The organism is Streptomyces sp. 2-1 (assembly GCF_048564895.1).
Taxonomy (GTDB): Bacteria; Actinomycetota; Actinomycetes; order Streptomycetales; family Streptomycetaceae; genus Streptomyces; species Streptomyces phaeochromogenes.
In genome coordinates, this window is the sequence record NZ_CP183383.1 from 3,343,935 (window position 1) to 3,365,792 (window position 21,858).

Here is a 21,858-nt window from a genome sequence, read left to right on the forward strand (position 1 = left end):
TCAGGGGGCGCGATCGGTGAGCTGTTGCACAGCGTCAGTCTGCGGTGACCTCTTCGACCACACTTGTCCCGCTGCCCTCCTGGGACTCCCATTCCCAGGTCTCCTCCAGGCGCACCCGCCCGTCGGGCAGTTCGACGACCAGGGAGACGCAGTGCCCGGACGAGGTGGTGCCGTCGACCTTCAGCTGTACGTACCGGAAGTCGAGCCGGTCACCCGCGCGCGTGCCCACCAGGTGGCCGCGTACGACGTCGCCGCCCGCGTACTCGGCCCAGATCTCGCCGTCCTTCTCGTGGTAGGCGAACCGGGTGCGGGTGCCCACCTGGCCCGGCGCCTGGTCGGCGACCGGGGCGAGGGAGAGTCCGTCGAGCGAGCGGGCCATGCGTGAAGGCTCCCTTACAGGCTGTTGGGGCGAAGGGCTAAGGTGGCCAACGTAAAGCACTCGCGGGAGTCCGGACGCACCGGGCTGAGAGGGAGGCTGGGACGGCCTCCGACCGTACGAACCTGATCCGGGTCATGCCGGCGAAGGGAGGGGCTGGACGCCCATGTCGCGTACACCGGAGACATCCGTTACACCCGACACAACCGACGCAGCCGCCGATACAACCGATGCAGCCGATGCGAGGCGCACGTCAGACGTCCTGGTCGTCGGGGGCGGGATCATCGGCCTCGTCACGGCCTGGCGGGCCGCGCAGCGCGGGTTCTCGACCGCGCTCGTGGACCCGGAACCCGGCGGCGGCGCCGCGCAGGTCGCGGCCGGGATGCTGGCCGCCGTCACCGAACTCCACTACGGCGAGCAGACCCTGCTCGGCCTCAATCTGGCCTCGGCGCGCCGTTATCCGGACTTCGCGGCCGAGCTGACCGAGGCGACCGGCCAGGACATCGGATACCGGCGGTGCGGCGCGCTGGCCGTCGCGCTCGACGCCGACGACCGCGCCCATCTGCGCGAAGTGCACGCCCTGCAACTCCGGTCGGGCCTGGAGTCGGAGTGGCTCAGCGGCCGTGAGTGCCGACGGCTGGAGCCGATGCTCGCGCCGGGCGTGCGCGGCGGCCTCCGGGTCGACAGCGACCACCAGGTCGATCCGCGGCGGCTCTCCGCGGCCCTGGTCACGGCCTGCGAGCGGGCCGGAGTGGCCTTCCACCGGACGTGGGCGGACCGCCTGACCGTCGTACGGGACCGGGCCACCGGAGTCGTCACGACGGACGGCACCGAGCTTTCGGCGGGCCAGGTCGTGCTCGCCGGGGGCAGCCTCAGCGGGCGTCTGACGGGCGTCCCCGACGACGTACTGCCGCCGGTGCGCCCCGTGAAGGGACAGGTGCTGCGGCTGACCGTCCCGAAGCGGTACGCGCCCTTCCTGAGCCGCAGCGTGCGGGCCGTCGTGCGCGGCAGCCACATCTATCTGGTGCCGCGGGAGAGCGGCGAACTGGTCGTCGGCGCGACCAGCGAGGAGTTGGGCTGGGACACCACGGTGACCGCCGGCGGTGTGTACGAGCTGCTGCGGGACGCCCACGAACTCGTCCCCGGCATCACCGAACTGCCGCTCACCGAGACGCGGGCCGGACTGCGCCCGGGCTCCCCCGACAACGCGCCCCTGCTCGGCCCGACCGGACTCCCCGGTCTGCTGCTGGCGACCGGCCACTACCGCAACGGCGTACTGCTCACGCCCGTCACCGGGGACGCCATGGCACACGCCCTGACTACCGGTGAACTCCCGGACGTGGCCCGCCCCTTCACACCCAGGCGGTTCGGCGCCGCCGCACTCTCGGAGCAGCGCGCATGAGCATGAGCATCTTCGTCAACGGGGAGCGGCGGCAGCTGGCCCCGGACACCGCCCTCGACACCCTCGTCGCCGCGCTCACCGCGGCCCCCTCCGGTGTCGCCGCCGCACTCAACGAAACCGTCGTCCCGCGCGCGCAGTGGTCGAAGACCCTCCTCTCCGAGGGAGACCGCGTCGAAGTCCTCACCGCCGTCCAAGGAGGCTGACCCATGGCCGACGATCCCTTCGTCCTCGGCGGTACGTCCTTCACGTCCCGTCTGATCATGGGCACCGGTGGCGCGCCCAGCCTCGACGTCCTGGAACGCTCGCTCGTCGCGTCCGGCACCGAGCTGACGACGGTCGCGATGCGCCGCGTGAACCCCAAGGCCCATGGCTCGGTCCTCTCCGTGCTCGAACGGCTGGGCATCCGCGTGCTGCCCAACACGGCGGGCTGTTTCACCGCCGGGGAGGCCGTCCTGACGGCCCGGCTCGCGCGTGAGGCGCTCGGCACGGACCTCGTCAAGCTGGAGGTCATCGCCGACGAACGCACCCTGCTGCCCGACCCGATCGAGCTGCTCGACGCCGCCGAGACCCTGGTCGACGACGGCTTCACGGTCCTCCCGTACACGAACGACGACCCGGTGCTCGCCCGCAAGCTGGAGGACGTGGGCTGCGCCGCGGTCATGCCGCTCGGCTCGCCGATCGGGTCCGGGCTCGGCATCCGCAACCCGCACAACTTCCAGCTGATCGTGGAGCACGCGCGCGTGCCGGTGATCCTGGACGCCGGTGCCGGTACGGCGTCGGACGCGGCGCTCGCCATGGAGCTGGGGTGCGCGGGTGTGATGCTCGCCTCGGCCGTGACCCGGGCGCAGGAGCCGGTGCTGATGGCCGAAGGCATGCGGCACGCGGTCGAGGCGGGCCGGCTCGCGTACCGCGCGGGGCGCATTCCGCGCCGTCACTTCGCCGAGGCGTCGTCTCCGGTGGAGGGCGTAGCCCGGTTGGACCCGGAAAGGCCCGCTTTCTGAGCTTTGGCCTGAACACCTGTCTGAATCCAGGCGCCGCACGGGATCGGTCACGGTGCGACATCCGTCACAGCTCGGCTGCAGTACCGCCCCGGAATCGCCCGTGCAGGCGGCGTTGACAGTGGCGGCTCGTACACTCACCTGCGTGGATACGACCCTTCAGGACCCGCTCGTCGGGCACGTGCTCGACGGCCGCTACCGCGTCGACGCGCGCATCGCGGTCGGCGGGATGGCCACGGTCTACCGGGCCGTGGACACCCGCCTGGACCGGGTGCTCGCGCTCAAGGTGATGCACCCGACGCTTGCGGCCGACGCCACGTTCGTCGACCGTTTCATCCGCGAGGCCAAGTCGGTGGCCAGGCTCGCGCACCCCAATGTGGTGCAGGTCTTCGATCAGGGCACGGACGGCAGTTTCGTCTATCTGGCGATGGAGTACGTAGCCGGATGCACCCTGCGCGACGTGCTGCGCGAGCGCGGGGCCCTGCAGCCGCGGGCCGCGCTCGACGTCCTGGAGCCGGTCCTCGCCGCGCTCGGCGCCGCGCACCGCGCCGGGTTCGTGCACCGCGACATGAAGCCGGAGAACGTCCTGATAGGGGACGACGGCCGGGTGAAGGTCGCGGACTTCGGTCTCGTACGGGCCGTGGACACGGTCACCAGCACGACGGGGGCCGTGCTCGGCACGGTCTCGTATCTCGCGCCCGAGCAGATAGAGAACGGCACGGCCGACCCCCGGGTCGACGTGTACGCGTGCGGCATCCTCCTCTTCGAGATGCTGACCGGCGACCGCCCGCACTACGGGGACTCGCCCGCCACCGTGCTCTACAAGCACCTCCACGAGGACGTGCCCCGGCCGTCGGCGTCCGTGCCGGGCCTGGCCTACGAGCTCGACGAGCTGGTCACGACGGCCACCGCACGCAACCCCGACCTCCGTCCGTACGACGCCGTCGAGCTGCTCTCGCAGGTCCTGGACGCCCGGAACGCGCTGAGCGCCGACCAGCTGGACGCCGTCCCGCCGCAGGCGGTCACCACGGACCACCAGAACGCCGACGACCGTACGAGCGTGATCCCGCTCTCGCTGTCGGTGCAGCGGCCGCTTCCGGTGAACGACGACGACGCCGAGCTGCACCGCACGAGCTACCTGCCGTCCCCGCCGCCCGAACCGCCCCGCCGTCGACGCGGCGGCCGTATGGTGGCGCCCCGCCGCGGTCTGATCGCGATCGTCGCCGCGGTGCTGCTGGCCCTCGGCCTGGGCGCGGGGGTCTGGTACATCAACTCCGGGCAGTTCACCAACGTCCCGGCGGTGCTCTCGAAGACCGAGGCACAGGCCAGGAAGCAGCTCACGGACGCCGGTCTCGACGTGAAGTACGTCAAGCGCAGCTTCAGCGACACCGTCAAGCCCGGCCGGGTCATCAGCAGCGACCCGAAACCGGGCGCCCGGATCCGGGACAACGACACCGTGACCCTGACGGTGTCCAAGGGCCCGGAGATCGTGCGCGTGCCGAACCTGAAGGGCTACTCGCTGGACAAGGCCAAGCAGCGCCTGAAGAACGAGGGCCTGGTGGCGGGCATGGTCACCAAGGGCTTCAGCGAAGACGTACCGGTGGGCTTCGTGATCCGTACGGAACCGGGTGCGGGCACCGAGCGCCGCGGTGGTTCGGCGATCGCGCTCACCATCAGCAAGGGCAGCCCGGTGGACGTGCCCGACGTCGTGGGTGACGACCTCGAGGACGCCAGGCAGGAGCTGGAGGACGCCGGCCTGACGGTCGAGGTCGCCTCCGAGCAGGTCACGTCCGAGTACGAGGCCGGCCAGGTCGCCAAGCAGTCGCCGGACCCCGACACCAAGGCGGGCGGCGGCGACACCGTCACGCTGACGGTGTCCAAGGGCCCGGAGATGATCGAGGTCCCGGACGTCGTGGGCGACAGCGTCGACGACGCGAAGCAGGAGCTGGAAGCGGCCGGTTTCAAGGTCGAGGAGGACCGCGGTCTGCTCGGCCTCTTCGGCGACACGGTCAAGAGCCAGTCGGTGGACGGCGGCGACACGGCACCCGAGGGATCGACGATCACGATCGAGATCCGCTGACGCAGACGGGCACAACAGCACACGGGCACACGGGCATATCGGCCGCACAGGCACCCGCAGGGACATGGCCGCCGACGGGTCGACCGGGACCGCGTGACACCCTGAAGGGGTGAGCACTCAGCAGTCCCGCAACCCCGTCGGCGGCCATGTCCCCGTCGCCGGAGGCCTCGCCTCCGGCGGCCTCTCGTACGCGCGCGAGCTGGCCGCCGAGACCGTCCAGGTCTTCGTCGCCAACCCGCGCGGCTGGGCGACTCCGCCCGGAAACCCCCTCCAGGACGAGGAGTTCCGCACGGCCTGCGCCGCCGAGTCGATTCCCGCGTACGTCCACGCGCCCTATCTGATCAACTTCGGCTCGCACACCGAGGCGACCGTGGAGAAGTCGGTGGAGTCGCTGCGGCACTCGCTGCGGCGCGGGCGGGCGATCGGGGCGCTGGGCGTCGTCGTGCACACGGGGTCCGCGACCGGCGGCCGGGAGCGGTCGGTCGCGCTGAAGCAGGTCCGCGAGTATCTGCTGCCGCTGCTCGACGAGCTGACCCACGACGACGACCCGTTCCTGCTGCTGGAGTCGACCGCCGGACAGGGCTCCTCGCTCTGCTCACGGACCTGGGACTTCGGGCCGTACTTCGAGGCGCTCGACGCCCATCCGAAGCTGGGCGTCTGCCTGGACACCTGCCACATCTTCGCGGCGGGCCACGACCTCACCGGGCCCAGCGGGATGCACCAGACGCTCGACCTGCTGGTGGACACGGTCGGCGAGGGCCGGCTGAAGCTGATCCACGCCAACGACTCCAAGGACGTGGCGGGCGCCCACAAGGACCGCCACGAGAACATCGGCGCCGGGCACATCGGCGAGGACCCGTTCCGTGCGCTGATGACCCACCCCGCCACCGAGGGCGTACCGCTGATCATCGAGACGCCCGGCGGCAAGGAGGGGCACGCGGCGGACGTGGAGCGGCTGAAGAAGCTCCGGGACGGCTGAGCGAAGCCTCCAGAAGCGCGAGAGGCCCGAGAGGCCCGAGAGACCCAGGGAATCGCGGGGGCCTACAGCTCGGGACCGTCCCCGGGCTCCTCCTGGTACGAGTAGCGCTGCTCACGCCAGGGGTCGCCGACGTTGTGGTAGCCGCGCTCCTCCCAGAAACCGCGGCGGTCGGCCGTCATGTACTCGACGCCGCGGACCCACTTGGGGCCCTTCCACGCGTACAGCTGCGGCACGACGAGGCGCAGCGGAAAACCGTGTTCCGCGGTGAGCAGTTCGCCGTCCTTGTGGGTGGCGAAGATGGAGCGCTCGGACGCGAAGTCGTCGAGGCGCAGATTCGAGCTGAAGCCGTACTCGGCCCAGACCATCACATGGGTGACGGTGGGCGCGGGCGGGGCGATCTCCAGGATCGTACGGGCCGGGATGCCGCCCCACTCCGCACCGATCATGCTGAACTTGGTGACGCAGTGCAGATCGGCCACGACCGTGGCGTACGGCAGGGCGGTGAACTCCTCGTGGGTCCAGCAGTGCTTCTCGCTGTCGGCCGTGGCGCCGAAGACCCTGAACTCCCAGCGCTCGGGGCGGAACTTCGGTACGGGCCCGTAGTGCGTGACCGGCCAGCCCCGCTGAAGTCGCTGCCCCGGCGGAAGCTCCGACTGCGCTGCTTCTCCAGATTCACGACCCACCGGCTGACCCATGACTCCATCCTGACAGACCCCGGACGATGGGCATGACCAGGTACGCATCGACTCTGACAACTCCGAACAAACGGGACTAAGCAAGTACTAACTTACTAAGCATGCACTTACTGGACGATCTTCTACGCCGGTGCAATCATGCGGCGCAACCTGCCAGTTCCCCCCGCTTGGAAGGAGTCTCTGCGATGCAGGGCGACCCCGAGGTCATCGAATTCCTCAACGAGCAGCTGACCGCCGAACTCACCGCGATCAACCAGTACTTCCTGCACGCGAAGATGCAGGAGAACTTCGGCTGGACGAAGCTCGCGAAGTACACGCGGCACGAGTCCATCGACGAGATGAAGCACGCGGAGATCCTGACCGACCGCATCCTCTTCCTGGACGGCCTGCCGAACTACCAGCGGCTGTTCCACGTCCGCGTCGGGCAGACGGTCACGGAGATGTTCCAGGCGGACCGGCAGGTGGAGGTCGAGGCGATCGACCGGCTCAAGCGCGGTATCGAGGTGATGCGGACCAAGGGCGACATCACGTCCGCGAACATCTTCGAGTCGATCCTCGAGGACGAGGAGCACCACATCGACTATCTGGACACCCAGCTGGAGCTGGTGGAGAAGCTCGGCGAGGCGCTCTACATCGCGCAGCTCATCGAGCAGCCGGACAGCTGAGCGGCGAGGGGCGAGCGGCCGGAACGGCTAAGCCGCCTCTTCCAGCGCTTCCACTTCGGAGAGTACGGGCACGCCCTGGTCGGCCGACTCGCGCCGGGGGAAGTCACCCCTGCCCAGCAGCGCCTGAATGCGTCGTACGCATGAGCCGCAGTCGGTGCCCGCCTTGCAGGCCGACGCTATCTGCCGGGGGGTGCAGGCACCGCCCTCCGCGTGCTTCTTCACCTGCGCCTCGGTCACCCCGAAGCAGTTGCAGACGTACACGCGGTTCACCTCCCGACGGGACTCGTTGGGTCGTCGTGCCATCCCGATAATCGGTGAGGCTAACCTAACCTTACCCGCCGGGCCGGAGCCGCAAAAGTGCGATGGGGCGCGGATCGTATGTGATCCGCGCCCCAATACACGCTCTTGTAACAACCGAAACGGCTGCTGATCTACTACTGGTCCCGGTACATCTCCGCCACCAGGAACGCCAGGTCAAGGGACTGGCTGCGGTTCAGCCGCGGGTCGCAGGCCGTCTCGTAGCGCTGGTGCAGATCGTCGACGAAGATCTCGTCGCCGCCGCCCACGCACTCGGTGACGTCGTCACCGGTGAGCTCGACATGGATGCCGCCCGGGTGGGTGCCCAGGCCCTTGTGGACCTCGAAGAAGCCCTTGACCTCGTCGAGCACGTCGTCGAAGCGGCGGGTCTTGTGACCGGAGGCCGCCTCGTACGTGTTGCCGTGCATCGGGTCGGTGATCCAGGCGACGGTCGCGCCCGAGGCGGTGACCTTCTCGACCAGCTCGGGGAGCTTGTCGCGGACCTTGTCGGCGCCCATGCGGACGATGAAGGTCAGCCGGCCGGGCTCGCGGTCCGGGTCGAGGCGCTCGATGTACTGCAGCGCGTCCTCGGCCGTCGTCGTCGGGCCCAGCTTGATGCCGATCGGGTTGCGGATCTTCGAGGCGAACTCGATGTGCGCGCCGTCCAGCTGGCGGGTGCGCTCACCGATCCACACCATGTGCCCGGAGACGTCGTACAGGTGGCCCGTACGGGAGTCGACCCTGGTCAGCGCCGATTCGTAGTCGAGGAGCAGCGCCTCGTGGGAGGCGTAGAACTCGACGGTCTTGAACTCCTCCGGGTCGGCCCCGCAGGCGTGCATGAAGTTCAGCGCCTGGTCGATCTCGCGGGCCAGCTGCTCGTAGCGCTGCCCCGACGGCGAGGTCTTCACGAAGTCCTGGTTCCAGGCGTGCACCTGGCGCAGGTCGGCGTAGCCGCCGGTGGTGAAGGCGCGCACCAGGTTGAGCGTCGAGGCGGAGGCGTTGTACATCCGCTTCAGGCGCTCGGGGTCCGGGATCCGGGCCTTCTCGTTGAAGTCGAAGCCGTTGACCGAGTCGCCGCGGTAGGTCGGCAGGGTCACGCCGTCACGGGTCTCGGTGCCCTTGGAACGCGGCTTCGAGTACTGGCCGGCGATGCGGCCGACCTTCACGACCGGCACGGACGCCGCGTACGTGAGGACGGCGCCCATCTGGAGCAGGGTCTTGAGCTTGTTGCGGATGTGGTCGGCGGACACGGCGTCGAAGGCCTCGGCGCAGTCGCCGCCCTGAAGCAGGAACGCCTCGCCCTTGGCGACGGCTCCCAGCCGGGCGCGCAGCTGGTCGCACTCGCCGGCGAAGACGAGCGGCGGATACGACTCGAGGTCCGCGATCACATCGCGCAGAGCCTCGGCATCGGGGTACTCGGGCTGCTGCGCCGCGGGCAGGTCTCGCCAGGTGTTGCCAGCGCTTGCGCTGGACTTAGCGTTCACGGTCACGACCTCAACATTACGGGGTCGTGTCGGGCGTCCATCCCCATGCTCATCAATTGAGACGGGTCGCGCTCGATCGAACGCCCCGACGCGGACGCCGTATGCCCGACGGGTACGCCGTATGTACGCCGTCACACAGGGTGTGGCATGGGGTATCGTGCGGCGCATGTTCGCGCACTCGATCCAGAACCCGATCCAGAACTGGTGGTGGACCGCTCATCCGGCGGCCCACTGACTGCGCGTACGCAAGACTTCGCGAAGGCCGCCCGAGGGGCGGCCTTCGGTGTTTTCGCGACCGGGACCGTTCCTCTCCACTCCTCTCCCACGAGACGCCGAGAAGGAACCCGGACCCATGAATCTGCTCGACCTGCTGGACGATCCCCGCCCGTTCGCCCTGCTCCGCCGCCGCACGCCGGGCCACGATCACGACACCGTCGAGCTGCTGCTCGGCCCGGTCACCGAGTACGAGCGGCTGGCCGACATCCCCGAGGGCCTCGCCCTCATTCCGTACCGCCAGATCCGGGAGCGCGGCTTCGACGTCCGCGACGACGGCACACCGCTCGCGGTGCTCACCCCCGAGGAGTCGTACGAACTCTCCCTGGAGCAGGCCCTGTCGGAGCTGCCCGCGCACGACGTGCGGGTCGAGGGCGGTGGCTTCGATGTCGAGGACGAGGCGTACGCGGAGATCGTCGGGCGGGTGCTGCACGAGGAGATCGGGCGAGGCGAGGGCGCGAACTTCGTCATCCGGCGGACGTACGAGGGCGAGATCCCGGGGTTCGGACGGGCCGACGCGCTGGCTCTCTTCCGGCGGCTGCTGGTGGGTGAGCGGGGCGCGTACTGGACGTTCGTCGTGCACACGGGAGAGCGGACGCTCGTCGGGGCGAGCCCGGAGGTGCATGTCCGGATGTCCGGCGGGACGGTCGTGATGAACCCGATCAGCGGGACGTACCGCTATCCGGCCGAGGGGCCGACGCCCGAGGACCTGCTGGCGTTCCTGGCCGACGGCAAGGAGATCGAGGAGCTCTCGATGGTCGTCGACGAGGAGCTCAAGATGATGTGCACGGTCGGCGACATGGGCGGTGTCGTGATCGGGCCGCGGCTGAAGGAGATGGCCCATCTCGCGCACACCGAGTACGAGTTGCGCGGCAAGTCGTCGCTGGATGTGCGGGAGGTGCTGAAGGAGACCATGTTCGCGGCGACGGTCACCGGGTCGCCGGTGCAGAACGCCTGCCGGGTCATCGAGCGGCACGAAGTGGGCGGGCGCGGGTACTACGCGGGGGCGCTGGCGCTGATCGGGCGGGACTCCGGCGGGGCCCAGACCCTCGACTCCCCCATCCTCATCCGGACCGCCGACATCGACGGGGGCGGCCGGCTGCAGGTTCCGGTCGGCGCGACGCTCGTACGGGGGTCGGACCCGGCGAGCGAAGTCGCCGAGACGCATGCGAAGGCGGCCGGGGTGCTGGCGGCGCTGGGGGTACGCCCCGGACGGCCCGGCGTGGAGAAGGCACGGGCGAGTCTCGCGGACGATCCCCGGGTGCGGGCGGCGCTCGATGGTCGGCGGGCCGCGCTGGCGCCGTTCTGGCTGCGGATGCAGGAGCGGTCGGCCGAGCTGGAGGGCCATGCGCTGGTCGTGGACGGGGAGGACACCTTCACGGCGATGCTCGCGCATCTGCTGCGCTCGTCGGGGCTTGAGGTGACCGTCCGGCGATACGACGAGCCGGGGCTGCGGGAGGCGGTGCTCGCGCACGAGGGTCCGCTGGTGCTGGGGCCGGGGCCGGGCGACCCGTCGGACATGACGGACCCGAAGATGGCCTTCCTGCGGGGCCTGACCGCGGAGGTGATCCGGAGCCATCGGCACGGCGTGCTGGGGGTCTGCCTCGGGCATGAGCTGATCGCGGCGGAGCTGGGCCTGGAGACCGTCCGGAAGGAGGTCCCCTTTCAGGGTGCCCAGACGGACATCGATCTCTTCGGGCGGGCCGAGACCGTCGGCTTCTACAACAGCTTCGTGGCGCGGTGCGACGACGAGGCGGCGGTGGAACTGGCGGCCCATGGCGTCGAGGTCAGCCGCAGCGGGGCGGGCGAGGTGCACGCGCTGCGCGGGCCCGGTTTCGCCGGGGTCCAGTTCCACCCGGAGTCGGTACTGACGCTGCGCGGCACGGACGTCGTACGGGAGCTGGTGGCTCAGGTGGGCGCCGGGGCGGGCACCAGCACGTTCTCGGAGCGGCGGCCCGCCGTGTAGTCCGGAGGTTTTCGGCTACCGGCGGATATATGAAGGGCGGGGGTGGTCCGCGTGGCAGTGCTTTTTCGCCCCCGCCGCCCCTACCCATTCCCGTCCCTTTCTGGGGGCTCCGCCCCCAGACCCCCGCTCCTCAAACGCCGGAGGGGCTGGAGGTGCGGGGTGGGTGGGCAGGAACGGGTGGGTGGGTTGACCGTGGGTGGAAGATCGGCCTGAACGGCCTCGTCCTCAAACGCCGGACGGGCTGAGGGGTGGGGCTTGTGGAGTGCGATGCGTGCGGGTGAGTCGTGGCTGGTCGCGCAGTTCCCCGCGCCCCTTTTTAGGGGCGCGGGGAACTGCGCAATCTTTTGGGGGTTCGGGGGCGGAGCCCCTGAGTAAGGGACGGGAATAGGTAAGGGCGGCGGGGGCGAGAACCAGGGGGTCAGCCGAAGAAGACTCCGACCTCCGCGTAGAGGCGGGGGTCCACCGTCTTCAGGCGGGCCGTGGCCTCGGCGATGGGGACGCGGACGATGTCGGTGCCCTGGAGGGCGACCATCTTGCCGAAGTCGCCGTCGCGGACCGCCTCGATGGCATGGAGGCCGAAGCGCGTGGCGAGCCAGCGGTCGAAGGCGCTGGGAGTGCCCCCACGCTGGACATGGCCGAGGACCGTCGTACGGGCCTCCTTGCCCGTGCGGCGCTCGATCTCCTTGGAAAGCCACTCCCCCACCCCGGAGAGCCGGACGTGACCGAAGGAGTCCAGCGAGCCGTCCTTGAGGACCATGTCGCCGTCCTTCGGCATCGCCCCCTCCGCGACGACCACGATCGGCGCGTACGAGGCCTTGAAGCGCGAGGTCACCCACGCACAGACCTGGTCGACGTCGAACCGCTGCTCGGGGATGAGAATGACGTTCGCGCCGCCCGCGAGGCCCGAGTGGAGCGCGATCCAGCCCGCGTGCCGCCCCATCACCTCGCAGACGAGCACCCGCATGTGCGACTCGGCGGTGGTGTGCAGCCGGTCGATCGCCTCGGTCGCGATCCCGACGGCGGTGTCGAAGCCGAAGGTGTAGTCGGTGGCGGAGAGGTCGTTGTCGATGGTCTTCGGGACTCCGACCACCGGGACGCCGTACTCGTCCGTCAGACGCGCGGCTACGCCCAGCGTGTCCTCGCCGCCGATCGCGATGAGCGCGTCGACCTCCAGCTTGGCGAGGTTCTCCTTGATCCGGCGGATGCCGTTCTCGACCTTGAGGGGGTTGGTGCGCGAGGAGCCGATGATGGTGCCGCCGCGGGGCAGGATGCCGCGCACGGCGGGGATGTCGAGCCGGACGGCGTCGCCCTCCAGGGGCCCCCGCCAGCCGTCCCGGAAGCCGGTGAAGTCGTAGCCGTACTCCTGCACGCCCTTGCGGACGATGCCCCGGATGACGGCGTTGAGCCCGGGGCAGTCGCCGCCTCCGGTCAGTACTCCGACCCGCATGGAAAAGTCCCTTCGCCGCGGTTGGCTGATGGGACTCACGCTAATAGTGATCCAGGTCACTTCAGCAGAGGGCGGAAGGTCAATTCCGGTGAATTGTGCGGGGGTTGATCTTGCGTCTTCACTCTTTGGTGGGACGCGGACGGTTTACGCGTCGTCGAGGCCCCGCTCTATGGCATAGCGCACCAGCTCCACACGGTTGTGCAGCTGGAGCTTGCCCAGGGTGTTCTGCACATGGTTCTGGACCGTGCGGTGGGAGATCACGAGGCGCTCGGCGATCTGCTTGTAGCTCAGGCCCTTGGCGACCAGCCGGAGCACCTCGGTCTCACGGTCGGTGAGCTGCGGAGCCCTGGGCTCGTCGCCGCCCGTGGCGGGCCCGGGGTCGGAGGCGAGCCTGCGGTACTCGCCGAGGACCAGGCCCGCGAGCCCGGGCGTGAAGACGGGGTCACCGACGGCCGTGCGGCGCACCGCGTCGATCAGCTCGTCCGTGGACGCCGACTTGAGCAGATAGCCGGTGGCCCCCGACTTGACCGCCTCCAGGACGTCCGCGTGCTCGCCGCTCGCGGAGAGGACCAGGACGCGCAGGGCGGGATTGACCCCGACCAGCTCCTTGCAGACCTGCACACCGGGCTTGGCCGGCAGGTTCAGGTCGAGGACGAGGACGTCGGGGGCGGCGGCCTGCGCGCGGCGCACCGCCTGCTCGCCGTCGCCCGCCGTGGCGACGACGTCGAACCCGGACTCGGCCAGGTCGCGCGCGACCGCGTCGCGCCACATGGGGTGGTCGTCCACCACCATGACCCTGATCGGGCCGCCCTGTCCGTCACTCATCGCCGTCCCGCCTTCGCCATGGCCTCCGTGGCCCTCCCCGTCGACTTCCCCGCCGGCTTCCCCGTGGTCCTCGTCATCGCTGTTCCGCCTTCCCCCGTGGACCCCTCGGGTCCTTCACGTTCGTCGCGTCCGTCTTCGGGACCTTCAGTTCGACCTCAGTGCCCTGGCCCGGTACGGAGATCAGCTCGGCCGAGCCCCCGATCTCGCGCAGCCGTCCGCGGATCGACAGGGCCACGCCGAGGCGCCCCTCCCCCTCGGCCTGGGCGAGCCGGCCCTCGGGGATGCCGGGACCGTCGTCGCGTACGGTCACGATCACCTCGTCCGGCTCGTCCTCGACCAGGATCCACGCGCGGGCGTCCGCGTCCACGTGCCGGTGGACGTTGTCCAGGGCGGCCCCGACGGCGGCGGCCAGCTCCTTCGCGGCGGCCGGGTCGAGCGGCACCGGGGTGCCCGGCGCGGAGAAGGTCACCTTCGCGGTGGCGTACGGGGCGAGCAGCGAGCGCAGGTCGCAGGGGCCGCCCTCGTCCAGGTCCGGCTCGTCCACCGCGCGCACCAGGGCGCCCTCGGCCTCGTCCTCGGACACGCGTGAGACCGGTACGAGCCCGCCCGAGACCAGTGTGCGCAGCGCGACCTCCTGCTCGCCCGCGAGACGGCCCAGTTCCGCGGCCTCTCCGCCGAGCGTGGCACCGCGCCGCTGCACCATGGCCAGCACCTGGAGGACGCCGTCGTGGATGTCGCGGGCGAGCCGCTCCCGCTCGCGCGTGGCGGCCTCGATCTCCAGGGCGCGGGCGAGGGTGCGCTCGGAGGCGCGGGCCACCTCGACGACGTATCCGATGGCGATGGAGGCGACCCAGACGAGCAGCACGTTGTGGAGGGTGTCCTGGCTGAGCGCGCCACGCTGGACGACGTTGGCGACGCCGACGAGCGCCGAGGCGAAGGCCGCCCAGCGCCAGCCGCCCTTGATCGCGAACGCCAGCACGGAACCCGCGGTCCATATCGACGGGAGGGTCGGGCCGCCGTCCACGATCCGGTCGTGGGCGTCCGCGACCGGCGTGAGGAGGATGCCGGTCAGCGCGATGGTCAGGTCGGCGGCGAGGAAGCGCTTGGTGCAGCTGGCCGCGTTGGCCACCCTGGGCAGGGTCGCGAAGGTCCAGGAGATGAGCACCAGGTAGTAGCCGATGGCCACTTCGGGGCGGACGAAGCTGCTGTAGTGGGTCGCGAACAGGCCGATCGCGTAGAACATCGTCAGGACCCGGTACCCGGTCAGCGCACGCCACAGGGGCTGCTCGACCGACATCCTCATGACTCTCTCGCGCTTGGCCATGTCCCCCACTACCCCATCCCCCGACGGTCGCGTCTAGGAGTCGGACCGTTCCTTCTCGTCCTTCTGGTCCTTCTCGGTCTGCCGCTCCGCCTGCTTCTCCGCCTGCTTCTCCGCCTGCTCGGTTTCCTTCTGCGCTTCTTTCTGCGCTTCCTTCAGGGCCTGATCGGCTTCCTTCTGGGCTTCCTTGAGCGCCTGCTTCTGCGCCTTCGCCTCTTCCGCGATCTGCCGTTTGGCGGCCGTCGCGTAGATGTCGACGTACTCCTGCCCGGAGAGCTTCATGATCTCGTACATGACCTCGTCGGTCACGGCGCGCAGGACGAACCGGTCGTGCTCCATGCCGTTGTACCGGCTGAAGTCCAGCGGCCTGCCGATGCGGATGCCCGGGCGCATCAGCTTGGGCATCACCTTGCCGGGCGGCTGGATCTTCTCGGTGTCGATCATGGCGACCGGGATGACGGGAGCGCCGGTGGCGAGCGCCACGCGCGCGAGGCCGCCGGGCTTGCCCCGGTAGAGGCGGCCGTCGGGCGACCGCGTGCCCTCGGGATAGATGCCGAACAGCTCGCCGCGCTCGATGACGTCCACGCCGCTCTTGATGGCCGCCTCGCCCGCGCCACGCCCCCCGGAGCGGTCCACCGGCAGCTGGCCGACGCCCTTGAAGAAGGCGGCCGTCATCCGGCCCTTGACGCCGGGCGTCGTGAAGTACTCGGCCTTCGCGATGAACGTCACCTTGCGGTCCAGGACCGCGGGCAGGAAGAACGAGTCCGAGAACGACAGGTGATTGCTCGCCAGGATGGCCGGGCCCTCGGCGGGAATGTTCTCGAGGCCTTCCACCCAGGGCCTGAAAGCGAGCTTCAGGGGCCCTCCGATGGAAAACTTCATTGCGCCGTAGATCAAGCGAGTGCCTCCTGTGTCTGTCGGTCAGACCTTAACCCGGAGCAGTGTCAAAGGGCCCGACGGCCCTGGTCGGTGTCAGTGCGGTCGCGTACGGTGAAGTACGCCTCGAAGCTTCGGGGTGGTCGTCGCGTCGCCCCGGAATGAACAGGGAACCGTTCTCCCGAATGAACAGTTCTCGATGAACAGCCGTCCCTCTTCATGAGTCGTCCTTCTTCGCAGAGCGTCCTTCGTTCGTCGTCCAAGAGCGTCCTTCTTCCATGAGTCGTCCCATGAGTCGTCCCTCTTCAATGAACAGGAGACCGAAGGTGCCGGTCCTTCCTGGAGCCGAGCCGTTCCGCCACGAGGGCGGAGAGGTCGGGGTCCTTCTCTGCCACGGGTTCACCGGTTCTCCGCAGTCGCTGCGCCCCTGGGCGGAGTATCTCGCCGAGCGCGGTCTGACCGTCGCGCTGCCGCTGCTGCCCGGGCACGGCACGCGCTGGGAGGACATGCAGCTCACGGGCTGGCAGGACTGGTACGCGGAGGTGGACCGCGAGCTGCGCGCCCTGCGCGAGCGCTGCTCCCAGGTCTTCGTCTTCGGCCTCTCCATGGGCGGCGCCCTCACCCTGCGGCTCGCCGCCGAGCACGGCGACGAGATCAGCGGCATCGTGGTCGTCAACCCGGCGAACAAGGTGCACGGCCTCGCGGCGTACGCCCTTCCGGTGCTCCGCCATCTCGTCCGTACGACGAAAGGGCTGACCAGCGACATCGCGAAGGAGGGCGGCGTCGAGGTCGGCTACGACCGGGTGCCTCTGCACGCGGCCCACTCGTTGCGGAACTTCTTCCGGCTGGTCGACGGCGAGCTGCCTCAGGTGACGCAGCCGATGCTGCTCCTGCACAGCCCGCAGGACCACGTCGTGCCGCCCGCCGACTCGGCCCACATCCTCAGCCGGGTGTCGTCCGTGGATGTCACGGAGATACTCCTGGAACAGAGCTACCACGTCGCGACGTTGGACCACGACGCGGACCGGATCTTCGAGGAGAGCTTCGCCTTCGTCTCCCGGCTCGCACCCGGCGCCGGCAAGGAGACCGGCGCGGGCCAGGCGGGTCAGCAGGAAGGGACGGCCACTGGTGGCTGAGCACGACGCGGACCGCGAACCCGAGGAGAAGGACGCGCCGTCCGGCGAGGAACAGGGCCCGTCGTTCGACGAGGCCGCCGCGTGGGAGGCGATCGTCGCGGGGTACGGCGACGAGCCGCCGGACCCGCCCGGCGCCAAGCCCTTCAAGTCGATCGAGGACCTGGCGCTCCTGGAGCCCGAGACGAACGACTCGGGCGACACCGACACGAAGAGCGCCAAGAGCTCCAAGAATCCCAAGGAAACGAAGGGCTCCACGGACACCACCGAGGCCGCGGAGCCGGCGGCGGAGGACGAGACCTCCGCCGAGACCGAGAAGCCGCTCGGCAGCTCCGTCGCCTTCGCGCCCGGTGTCTCGGGCCCGCGCGACTACTCGATGCCCGAACCGGCCGAGGAGGACCTCGACGAGGACGACGAGGGCCACTTCGTGCCGCCCGAGCCGCCCCCGCTGCCCGCCGCGGACGCGACGGCCAAGTTCGCCTGGCTGGCCGTGATCGGCGGCCCGCTCCTGCTCCTCCTCGCCGTCCTGCTCGGCTGGAACATGACCTGGTGGCTCGCCACCATCGGCATCGGCGGCTTCCTCGGCGGCTTCGCCACCCTGGTGGGCCGCATGCGCAGCGACGACGAGGACGAGGACGACCCGGGGCGCGGCGCGGTGGTCTGACGCCGCGCACAGGTACGTACGGAAGCCCGCCCGGAGAAACTCCCGGGCGGGCTTTCGCGTGGGTGCGGCCCCGCTGCGGAACCCCGGATGGAACTCGATCCCGCCGATCGGTGAAGTAGGGGTGGACAACCCGAACAAGCCCAAGCCTTCGAGGCGTTCAGTCGAACGAAAGGAGCCTCGATGACCGTCGGACCGGGCGTCCCCGCGCGCGAGGCGAGGCGCGAGGAAAACGACGCCCGTGTGATCGAACGGTCTCGGGACGAGCCCGAGCTGTTCGCCGTGCTCTTCGACCGTCACGCCGACGCCGTGCACCGCTACGCGGCCCGGCGGCTCGGTCCCGAGGCGGCAGAGGACCTGATGGCGGAGACGTTCACGACGGCCTTCCAGCGGCGCCACACGTACGACCTGGAGCGGGCCGACGCCCGCCCGTGGCTGTTCGGCATCGCGACGAACCTCGTGAGCCGGCATCGAAGAGCCGAGGCGCGCCGTTTCAAGGCGCTCTCGCGGCTTCCGCTTGCAGTCGAGCACGAGGAGCCGGTCGCGGATCGCGCGGTCGCCAGGGCCGGCGCCACAGGGGTGCGCCGGGAACTGGCGGCCGCGCTGTCCGGGCTCTCCGCCCGGCATCGCGACGTGGTGCTGCTGGTGGCCTGGGCCGGCCTCGACTACGAGGAAGTGGCCCAAGCCCTCGGTGTGCCCGTCGGCACCGTCAGATCCCGGCTGCACCGGGCGCGCGGCAGACTGCGCGAAGCACTGGGCGGATCCGATCCGACAGCTTTCCGGGAGGCAGACGCCCATGCGTGAACTCGACGAACTGAGCGGCTGGGACGCGGGGGCGCCCCCGCTCGACGAAGCGACCCGGCAGCGGGCGCGCACCCGCCTGCTCACCGCGATGCACGACCCGGCTCCCGCCGTGCGCCGTCGGCGTCCTGCCCTGCGCATCGCCCTGACGGGCGCGCTCACGGCCGCGGTCGCCGCCACGGTCCTGGTCGCGGTCCGCGACGACGGCGGTACGGGGAACACGGCGACACCGCCGAACGACAGCTCCCCCGCCCTGCGGAACGTGAGCGCGCGGACGGTGCTGTACGGCGCCGCCGCATACCAGCGCAAGCACGAGGAGCCGGTCGCGCCCCGGGACGACCAGTTCATCTACACGAAGGAGATCGTCAAGGAGAGGAACCTGAAGACGGGCACCATCAAGACGTACGTCGACGAGAACTGGCGCTCGGTGGACGACTCCCAGCGGTCCTGGGTGATGGAGGTCGGCAAGGGCTGGTGGGCCGACCCTCCGAAGGCGAACGAGTCCATCTGGCCGACGCAGGACTGGACCCGGCTCGAAAAGCTGCCGACCGAGCCGGACAAGCTGCTCAAGGCGATGCGCAACCCGTTCGATAAAACGCCGGACTACTCGAAGCCCGTCACGGAGGACGAGTGGCAGATGGTGGGGTTCAGCCTCGCCGGACTTCTCTACCGCGTCCCCGTGATGCCCGAGGGTCTCCGGGCTGCCGCCTACGAAGCACTCAGCAGGGTGCCCGGCGTGAAGGTGACCCCGGGGATCACCGACGCCAAGGGCCGGGCCGGCATCGGGATCTCGCTCTCCGGTCCGGGCACCATCGGCAGCACGTTCATCTTCGACCCGGAGTCGTACGAGTTCCTCGGCTTCCGCGACAGCCGTACCTCGGGTGACGGCGCGGACATGAAGTCCTACACCCAGCTCACGTACCTCGACGGCTGGGCGGTCACCGACCGGGCCAGGCAGCGGCCCTAGGCGTACCGGCTAGGAGGCGGGCACCCGGAGGGCCGCCAGGACCGGCAGGTGGTCCGTGGCGGCCTTCAGGTCGGTCTCCGTCACTCCGGGGTGGCCGAGTGGTACGCCGCAGCCCAGGATCTCCACGCCCTCCGTGGCGAAGAGCGCGTCGATGCGCTGGTGGGGGTCGGCGGGTGTCGAGGTGTGCTCCGCACCCCAGGGGGCCACCGCCCAGCCGTCCTGGAGCTCGGTGGCGAGGCGTTTGAAGGTGCGGCCGTTCGGTCGTTCGTTGAGGTCGCCGCCCGCGACGGCGTGCGGGGTGCCCAGGGCGGCGAGGCGGTCGAGGAGCATGCCGCCCTGTTCGTGGCGCTCGTCCTTCTGGAGGGAGAGGTGGCAGCTCAGTACGCCGAGACGGGCGGCGCCGCCGAAGCGGACCACCGCGGTGGCGAAGCCGCGTCTGTGCAGTCCCGGGGTGAGCGGGAGCAGTACGTCCTCGGTGCGCTCGACCGTCGCCCGCATGGAGCAGAGGAGGGCCGGGCCCGATGCCGTGCCGCCACCGGAGAGGATCACCTGGCCGGACGCGGCGGCCAGGCGGGCCAGTTTCTTGCGCCACCGGAAGAAGCGGGGGGCTTCCTGGACCAGCACGAGGTCCGGTTCGCAGGCGCTGATCACTCGGGCGAGTGCGGCGGTGTCGTCGCGCATGGAGCGGATGTTGTAGCTGAGGACCCTGATGACGGCCGAGCCGTCGGATTCCGTACGGGACGCCGGTAGCGGACTGGCGGAAGGGCTGGTCGGCATGCCGATCAAGATATATGCCCCGCCGGTTCCGGGGCGTCAGATTCACCGCGGGCCGGTGGAGGGCTGGTCGCGCAGTTCCTCGCGCCCCTTGAAAGAAGGGGCCACCGCCGCGTCTTCAGAGGCGCGGGGGCGCGGGGAACTGCGCAATCTTTCAGGGGCGCGGGGAACTGCGCGACAAGCCCCCACCGGCCCGCGGATCCCACGACCCCCAGCCCCCAACCCCTCAGCCCCTCAAACAGAACCGCCCGCCGCCCCCGGAGGGAAACGGCGGGCGGTCGAAGCGCGACTACATGATCGGATCGGGCTCCCGAGCCAGGTCCGCCGCACCCACCAGCCCCGCCTCGTTGCCCAGTCGGGCGGCGATGACGTCGGCGACGGGACGCCAGTTGCCGCCCACGAGCCAGCGCTTGTAGGACTTGCGGATGGGGTCGAGGACCAGCTCGCCCTCGTCCGAGAGACCGCCGCCGACGATGAACGCGGAGGGGTCGAAGAGCGAGGCCAGATCGGCCAGCCCGGCACCGGCCCAGCGGGCCAGCTCGCGGTACGAGTCGACGGCCACGGCGTCACCCTGGCGGGCGGCCATCGAGATGTGCTTGCCCTCGATGCCGTCGGGGGAGCCGTCGCCGAGCGACAGCAGGATCTCCGCGTTCTCGGGGGTCGCGTTGGCGCGCTGCTTCGCGTACCTGACGAGGGCGCGACCGGACGCGTACTGCTCCCAGCAGCCCTGGGAGCCGCAGCCGCACAGCAGGCCGTCGGGGACCATCCGGATGTGGCCGAACTCGGCGGCCACGCCGAAGTGCCCGCGGCGCAGCTTGTTGCCGATGATGATGCCGCCGCCGAGACCGGTGCCCAGCGTGATGCAGATGACGTTGCGGTGGCCTTTGCCCGCGCCGAACTTGTACTCGCCCCACGCCGCGGCGTTCGCGTCGTTCTCGACGACGACCGGCAGGCCCACGCGGGCCTCCACCTCGTCCTTCAGGGGCTCCTGCCGCCAGTCGATGTTCGGGGCGAAGTAGACCGTCGAGCGCTGGCGGTTGACGTATCCGGCGGCGCCGATGCCCACGCCGACGATCTCGTGCCCCGCCCGGGCACCCTCTACGGCCGCGGCGATCGCGTCCACGATGGCCTGCGGCGTCGTCGGAGTCGGCACCTTGAAGGTCGAGAGGATGTTGCCTTCCTCATCGACCACGCCGGCCGCGATCTTCGTGCCGCCGATATCGACGCCGATGGTGAGTCCCATGAATCCCTCAGTTTCGGTCGAGCCCCGCTACGGCCAACCGTACCCGAGGGGCTTCAGTCGAGGTCGATGTGTTCACCGGGACCGGTGCCCTCGTCACGGGGGCCGGGGCCGGTGTCACGGGTGGTCCAGCGCCGCTCCTGCGCCTCGACCGCGGAGCGGTAGGCGGCGAGCAGTTCGGAGCCCGCGGTGGCCAGGTGGTCGAAGACGTCCGGGTTGCGCTCGATGACGGGCTCGACGGCGGCCTTGGCCTGCTGCACCACCTGGTTGACCATCTGCTGGGCGGCGCCGCCGGCGACCGCGCCGAGCAGTGGCGACTGCAGTCCGGAGAGCTTGTCGGCGACGGCGTCGACGAGCTTGCGCAGTTCCTCGGCGGCCGAGCCGGGCGGCTGGCCGTTCTGGACGCGGCGGCGGGCCTTCTCCGCGGCGAGGTCCTCGGCGCACGCCTTCGCCCAGGCATCGGCGTCGGTCGCGCGCACCTCGTCGAGCGCGTCCTCGGCGGCGTCGGCGTCGGACGTGGGGCGCTCATCGCTCATGGCGGACTCCAAGCGTGGGATCTGTATCTCTCGACGTTACCCGAACGGGGGTACGCCGTTCA

At 70.3% G+C, this 21,858-nt stretch carries 23 protein-coding genes and 1 riboswitch; of the genes, 12 read left to right on the top strand and 11 right to left on the bottom strand.

Features of this window, described 5'->3' with window-relative positions:
• Nucleotides 1–34 precede the first annotated feature (34 nt).
• Nucleotides 35–379, bottom strand: a complete 345-nt coding sequence (locus ACN20J_RS14730) for a hypothetical protein (protein WP_419666047.1) — start codon at nucleotides 377–379, stop codon at nucleotides 35–37.
• A 52-nt stretch (nucleotides 380–431) separates the two neighbouring features.
• Nucleotides 432–545: riboswitch (TPP riboswitch) on the top strand.
• On the opposite strand from ACN20J_RS14730, the gene thiO reads away from it, so the two are divergent.
• From thiO to ACN20J_RS14755, 5 genes are all read left to right on the top strand, one after another.
• Entirely contained in the window at nucleotides 543–1,778 is a 1,236-nt protein-coding gene (gene thiO / locus ACN20J_RS14735) for a glycine oxidase ThiO (RefSeq protein ID WP_419666048.1), read from the top strand. It overlaps the preceding riboswitch by 3 nt.
• A gap of 2 nt (nucleotides 1,779–1,780) precedes the next feature.
• On the top strand, nucleotides 1,781–1,981 hold the full coding sequence (gene thiS, locus ACN20J_RS14740; RefSeq protein ID WP_055612073.1) for a sulfur carrier protein ThiS: 201 nt from the start codon (nucleotides 1,781–1,783) through the stop codon (nucleotides 1,979–1,981).
• Nucleotides 1,982–1,984: 3 nt separating this feature from the next.
• Nucleotides 1,985–2,779, top strand: a complete 795-nt coding sequence (locus ACN20J_RS14745; protein WP_189840284.1) for a thiazole synthase — start codon at nucleotides 1,985–1,987, stop codon at nucleotides 2,777–2,779.
• A 142-nt stretch (nucleotides 2,780–2,921) separates the two neighbouring features.
• Entirely contained in the window at nucleotides 2,922–4,856 is a 1,935-nt protein-coding gene (gene pknB / locus ACN20J_RS14750; protein ID WP_189840283.1) for a Stk1 family PASTA domain-containing Ser/Thr kinase, read from the top strand.
• A gap of 109 nt (nucleotides 4,857–4,965) precedes the next feature.
• Nucleotides 4,966–5,835 (top strand): deoxyribonuclease IV, encoded by an 870-nt coding sequence (locus tag ACN20J_RS14755; RefSeq protein WP_419666049.1) that lies wholly within the window; start codon nucleotides 4,966–4,968, stop codon nucleotides 5,833–5,835.
• Between the two features lie 62 nt (nucleotides 5,836–5,897).
• Here the strand turns inward: ACN20J_RS14755 and ACN20J_RS14760 are convergent, their stop codons facing one another.
• Nucleotides 5,898–6,530, bottom strand: coding sequence for a sulfite oxidase-like oxidoreductase (locus tag ACN20J_RS14760; RefSeq protein ID WP_189840281.1), 633 nt, complete (start codon nucleotides 6,528–6,530; stop codon nucleotides 5,898–5,900).
• Nucleotides 6,531–6,715: 185 nt separating this feature from the next.
• Between ACN20J_RS14760 and bfr the strand changes: the two genes are divergently transcribed.
• Complete coding sequence (bfr, locus tag ACN20J_RS14765) at nucleotides 6,716–7,195, top strand: bacterioferritin (RefSeq protein WP_143637901.1); 480 nt, start codon at nucleotides 6,716–6,718, stop codon at nucleotides 7,193–7,195.
• Between the two features lie 27 nt (nucleotides 7,196–7,222).
• On the opposite strand, the gene ACN20J_RS14770 is transcribed toward bfr, so the two are convergent.
• Together ACN20J_RS14770 and ACN20J_RS14775 are read right to left on the bottom strand one after the other, a co-directional pair.
• Nucleotides 7,223–7,498, bottom strand: a complete 276-nt coding sequence (locus tag ACN20J_RS14770; RefSeq protein WP_189840280.1) for a (2Fe-2S)-binding protein — start codon at nucleotides 7,496–7,498, stop codon at nucleotides 7,223–7,225.
• A 131-nt stretch (nucleotides 7,499–7,629) separates the two neighbouring features.
• On the bottom strand, nucleotides 7,630–8,982 hold the full coding sequence (locus tag ACN20J_RS14775; protein ID WP_189840279.1) for a class II 3-deoxy-7-phosphoheptulonate synthase: 1,353 nt from the start codon (nucleotides 8,980–8,982) through the stop codon (nucleotides 7,630–7,632).
• A gap of 160 nt (nucleotides 8,983–9,142) precedes the next feature.
• Here ACN20J_RS14775 and ACN20J_RS14780 point away from each other — a divergent pair, with 160 nt between their 5' ends.
• The gene (locus tag ACN20J_RS14780) at nucleotides 9,143–9,211 is read left to right on the top strand and encodes a trp operon leader peptide (protein ID WP_359725637.1); all 69 of its coding nucleotides are present in this window, start codon (nucleotides 9,143–9,145) and stop codon (nucleotides 9,209–9,211) included.
• A 117-nt stretch (nucleotides 9,212–9,328) separates the two neighbouring features.
• Nucleotides 9,329–11,215 carry an anthranilate synthase family protein gene (locus ACN20J_RS14785; protein WP_419666050.1) on the top strand — a complete coding sequence of 629 codons (1,887 nt, stop codon included), beginning with the start codon at nucleotides 9,329–9,331 and terminating at the stop codon, nucleotides 11,213–11,215.
• Between the two features lie 418 nt (nucleotides 11,216–11,633).
• On the opposite strand, the gene ACN20J_RS14790 is transcribed toward ACN20J_RS14785, so the two are convergent.
• From ACN20J_RS14790 to ACN20J_RS14805, 4 genes are all read right to left on the bottom strand, one after another.
• The gene (locus tag ACN20J_RS14790; RefSeq protein WP_055612065.1) at nucleotides 11,634–12,662 is read right to left on the bottom strand and encodes a 6-phosphofructokinase; all 1,029 of its coding nucleotides are present in this window, start codon (nucleotides 12,660–12,662) and stop codon (nucleotides 11,634–11,636) included.
• Between the two features lie 144 nt (nucleotides 12,663–12,806).
• Nucleotides 12,807–13,454 carry a response regulator gene (locus tag ACN20J_RS14795; RefSeq protein ID WP_386670291.1) on the bottom strand — a complete coding sequence of 216 codons (648 nt, stop codon included), beginning with the start codon at nucleotides 13,452–13,454 and terminating at the stop codon, nucleotides 12,807–12,809.
• 106 nt (nucleotides 13,455–13,560) lie between these two features.
• On the bottom strand, nucleotides 13,561–14,811 hold the full coding sequence (macS, locus tag ACN20J_RS14800) for a MacS family sensor histidine kinase (RefSeq protein ID WP_419666051.1): 1,251 nt from the start codon (nucleotides 14,809–14,811) through the stop codon (nucleotides 13,561–13,563).
• A gap of 33 nt (nucleotides 14,812–14,844) precedes the next feature.
• On the bottom strand, nucleotides 14,845–15,690 hold the full coding sequence (locus tag ACN20J_RS14805) for a 1-acyl-sn-glycerol-3-phosphate acyltransferase (RefSeq protein ID WP_189840274.1): 846 nt from the start codon (nucleotides 15,688–15,690) through the stop codon (nucleotides 14,845–14,847).
• Nucleotides 15,691–16,010: 320 nt separating this feature from the next.
• On the opposite strand from ACN20J_RS14805, the gene ACN20J_RS14810 reads away from it, so the two are divergent.
• The 4 genes from ACN20J_RS14810 (at nucleotide 16,011) to ACN20J_RS14825 (ending at nucleotide 19,246) form a co-directional block, all read left to right on the top strand.
• Nucleotides 16,011–16,820: an alpha/beta hydrolase gene (locus tag ACN20J_RS14810; protein WP_419666052.1), complete on the top strand. Its 810-nt coding sequence runs from the start codon at nucleotides 16,011–16,013 to the stop codon at nucleotides 16,818–16,820.
• Nucleotides 16,813–17,481: a hypothetical protein gene (locus tag ACN20J_RS14815; protein WP_189840272.1), complete on the top strand. Its 669-nt coding sequence runs from the start codon at nucleotides 16,813–16,815 to the stop codon at nucleotides 17,479–17,481. Before ACN20J_RS14810 ends, ACN20J_RS14815 begins: the two co-directional genes overlap by 8 nt.
• Nucleotides 17,482–17,661: 180 nt before the next feature.
• On the top strand, nucleotides 17,662–18,282 hold the full coding sequence (locus ACN20J_RS14820) for an RNA polymerase sigma factor (protein ID WP_419666053.1): 621 nt from the start codon (nucleotides 17,662–17,664) through the stop codon (nucleotides 18,280–18,282).
• A complete protein-coding gene (locus ACN20J_RS14825; protein ID WP_419666054.1) occupies nucleotides 18,275–19,246 on the top strand; it encodes a CU044_5270 family protein in 972 nt (323 codons plus the stop codon). Before ACN20J_RS14820 ends, ACN20J_RS14825 begins: the two co-directional genes overlap by 8 nt.
• A gap of 9 nt (nucleotides 19,247–19,255) precedes the next feature.
• Here the strand turns inward: ACN20J_RS14825 and ACN20J_RS14830 are convergent, their stop codons facing one another.
• The 3 genes from ACN20J_RS14830 to ACN20J_RS14840 form a co-directional block, all read right to left on the bottom strand.
• Entirely contained in the window at nucleotides 19,256–20,023 is a 768-nt protein-coding gene (locus ACN20J_RS14830; protein ID WP_189840269.1) for an endonuclease/exonuclease/phosphatase family protein, read from the bottom strand.
• 286 nt (nucleotides 20,024–20,309) lie between these two features.
• Nucleotides 20,310–21,263, bottom strand: coding sequence for an ROK family glucokinase (locus tag ACN20J_RS14835; RefSeq protein WP_055612056.1), 954 nt, complete (start codon nucleotides 21,261–21,263; stop codon nucleotides 20,310–20,312).
• A 53-nt stretch (nucleotides 21,264–21,316) separates the two neighbouring features.
• Nucleotides 21,317–21,796, bottom strand: coding sequence for a DUF5304 domain-containing protein (locus tag ACN20J_RS14840; protein WP_189840268.1), 480 nt, complete (start codon nucleotides 21,794–21,796; stop codon nucleotides 21,317–21,319).
• Between the last annotated feature and the right edge of the window lie 62 nt (nucleotides 21,797–21,858).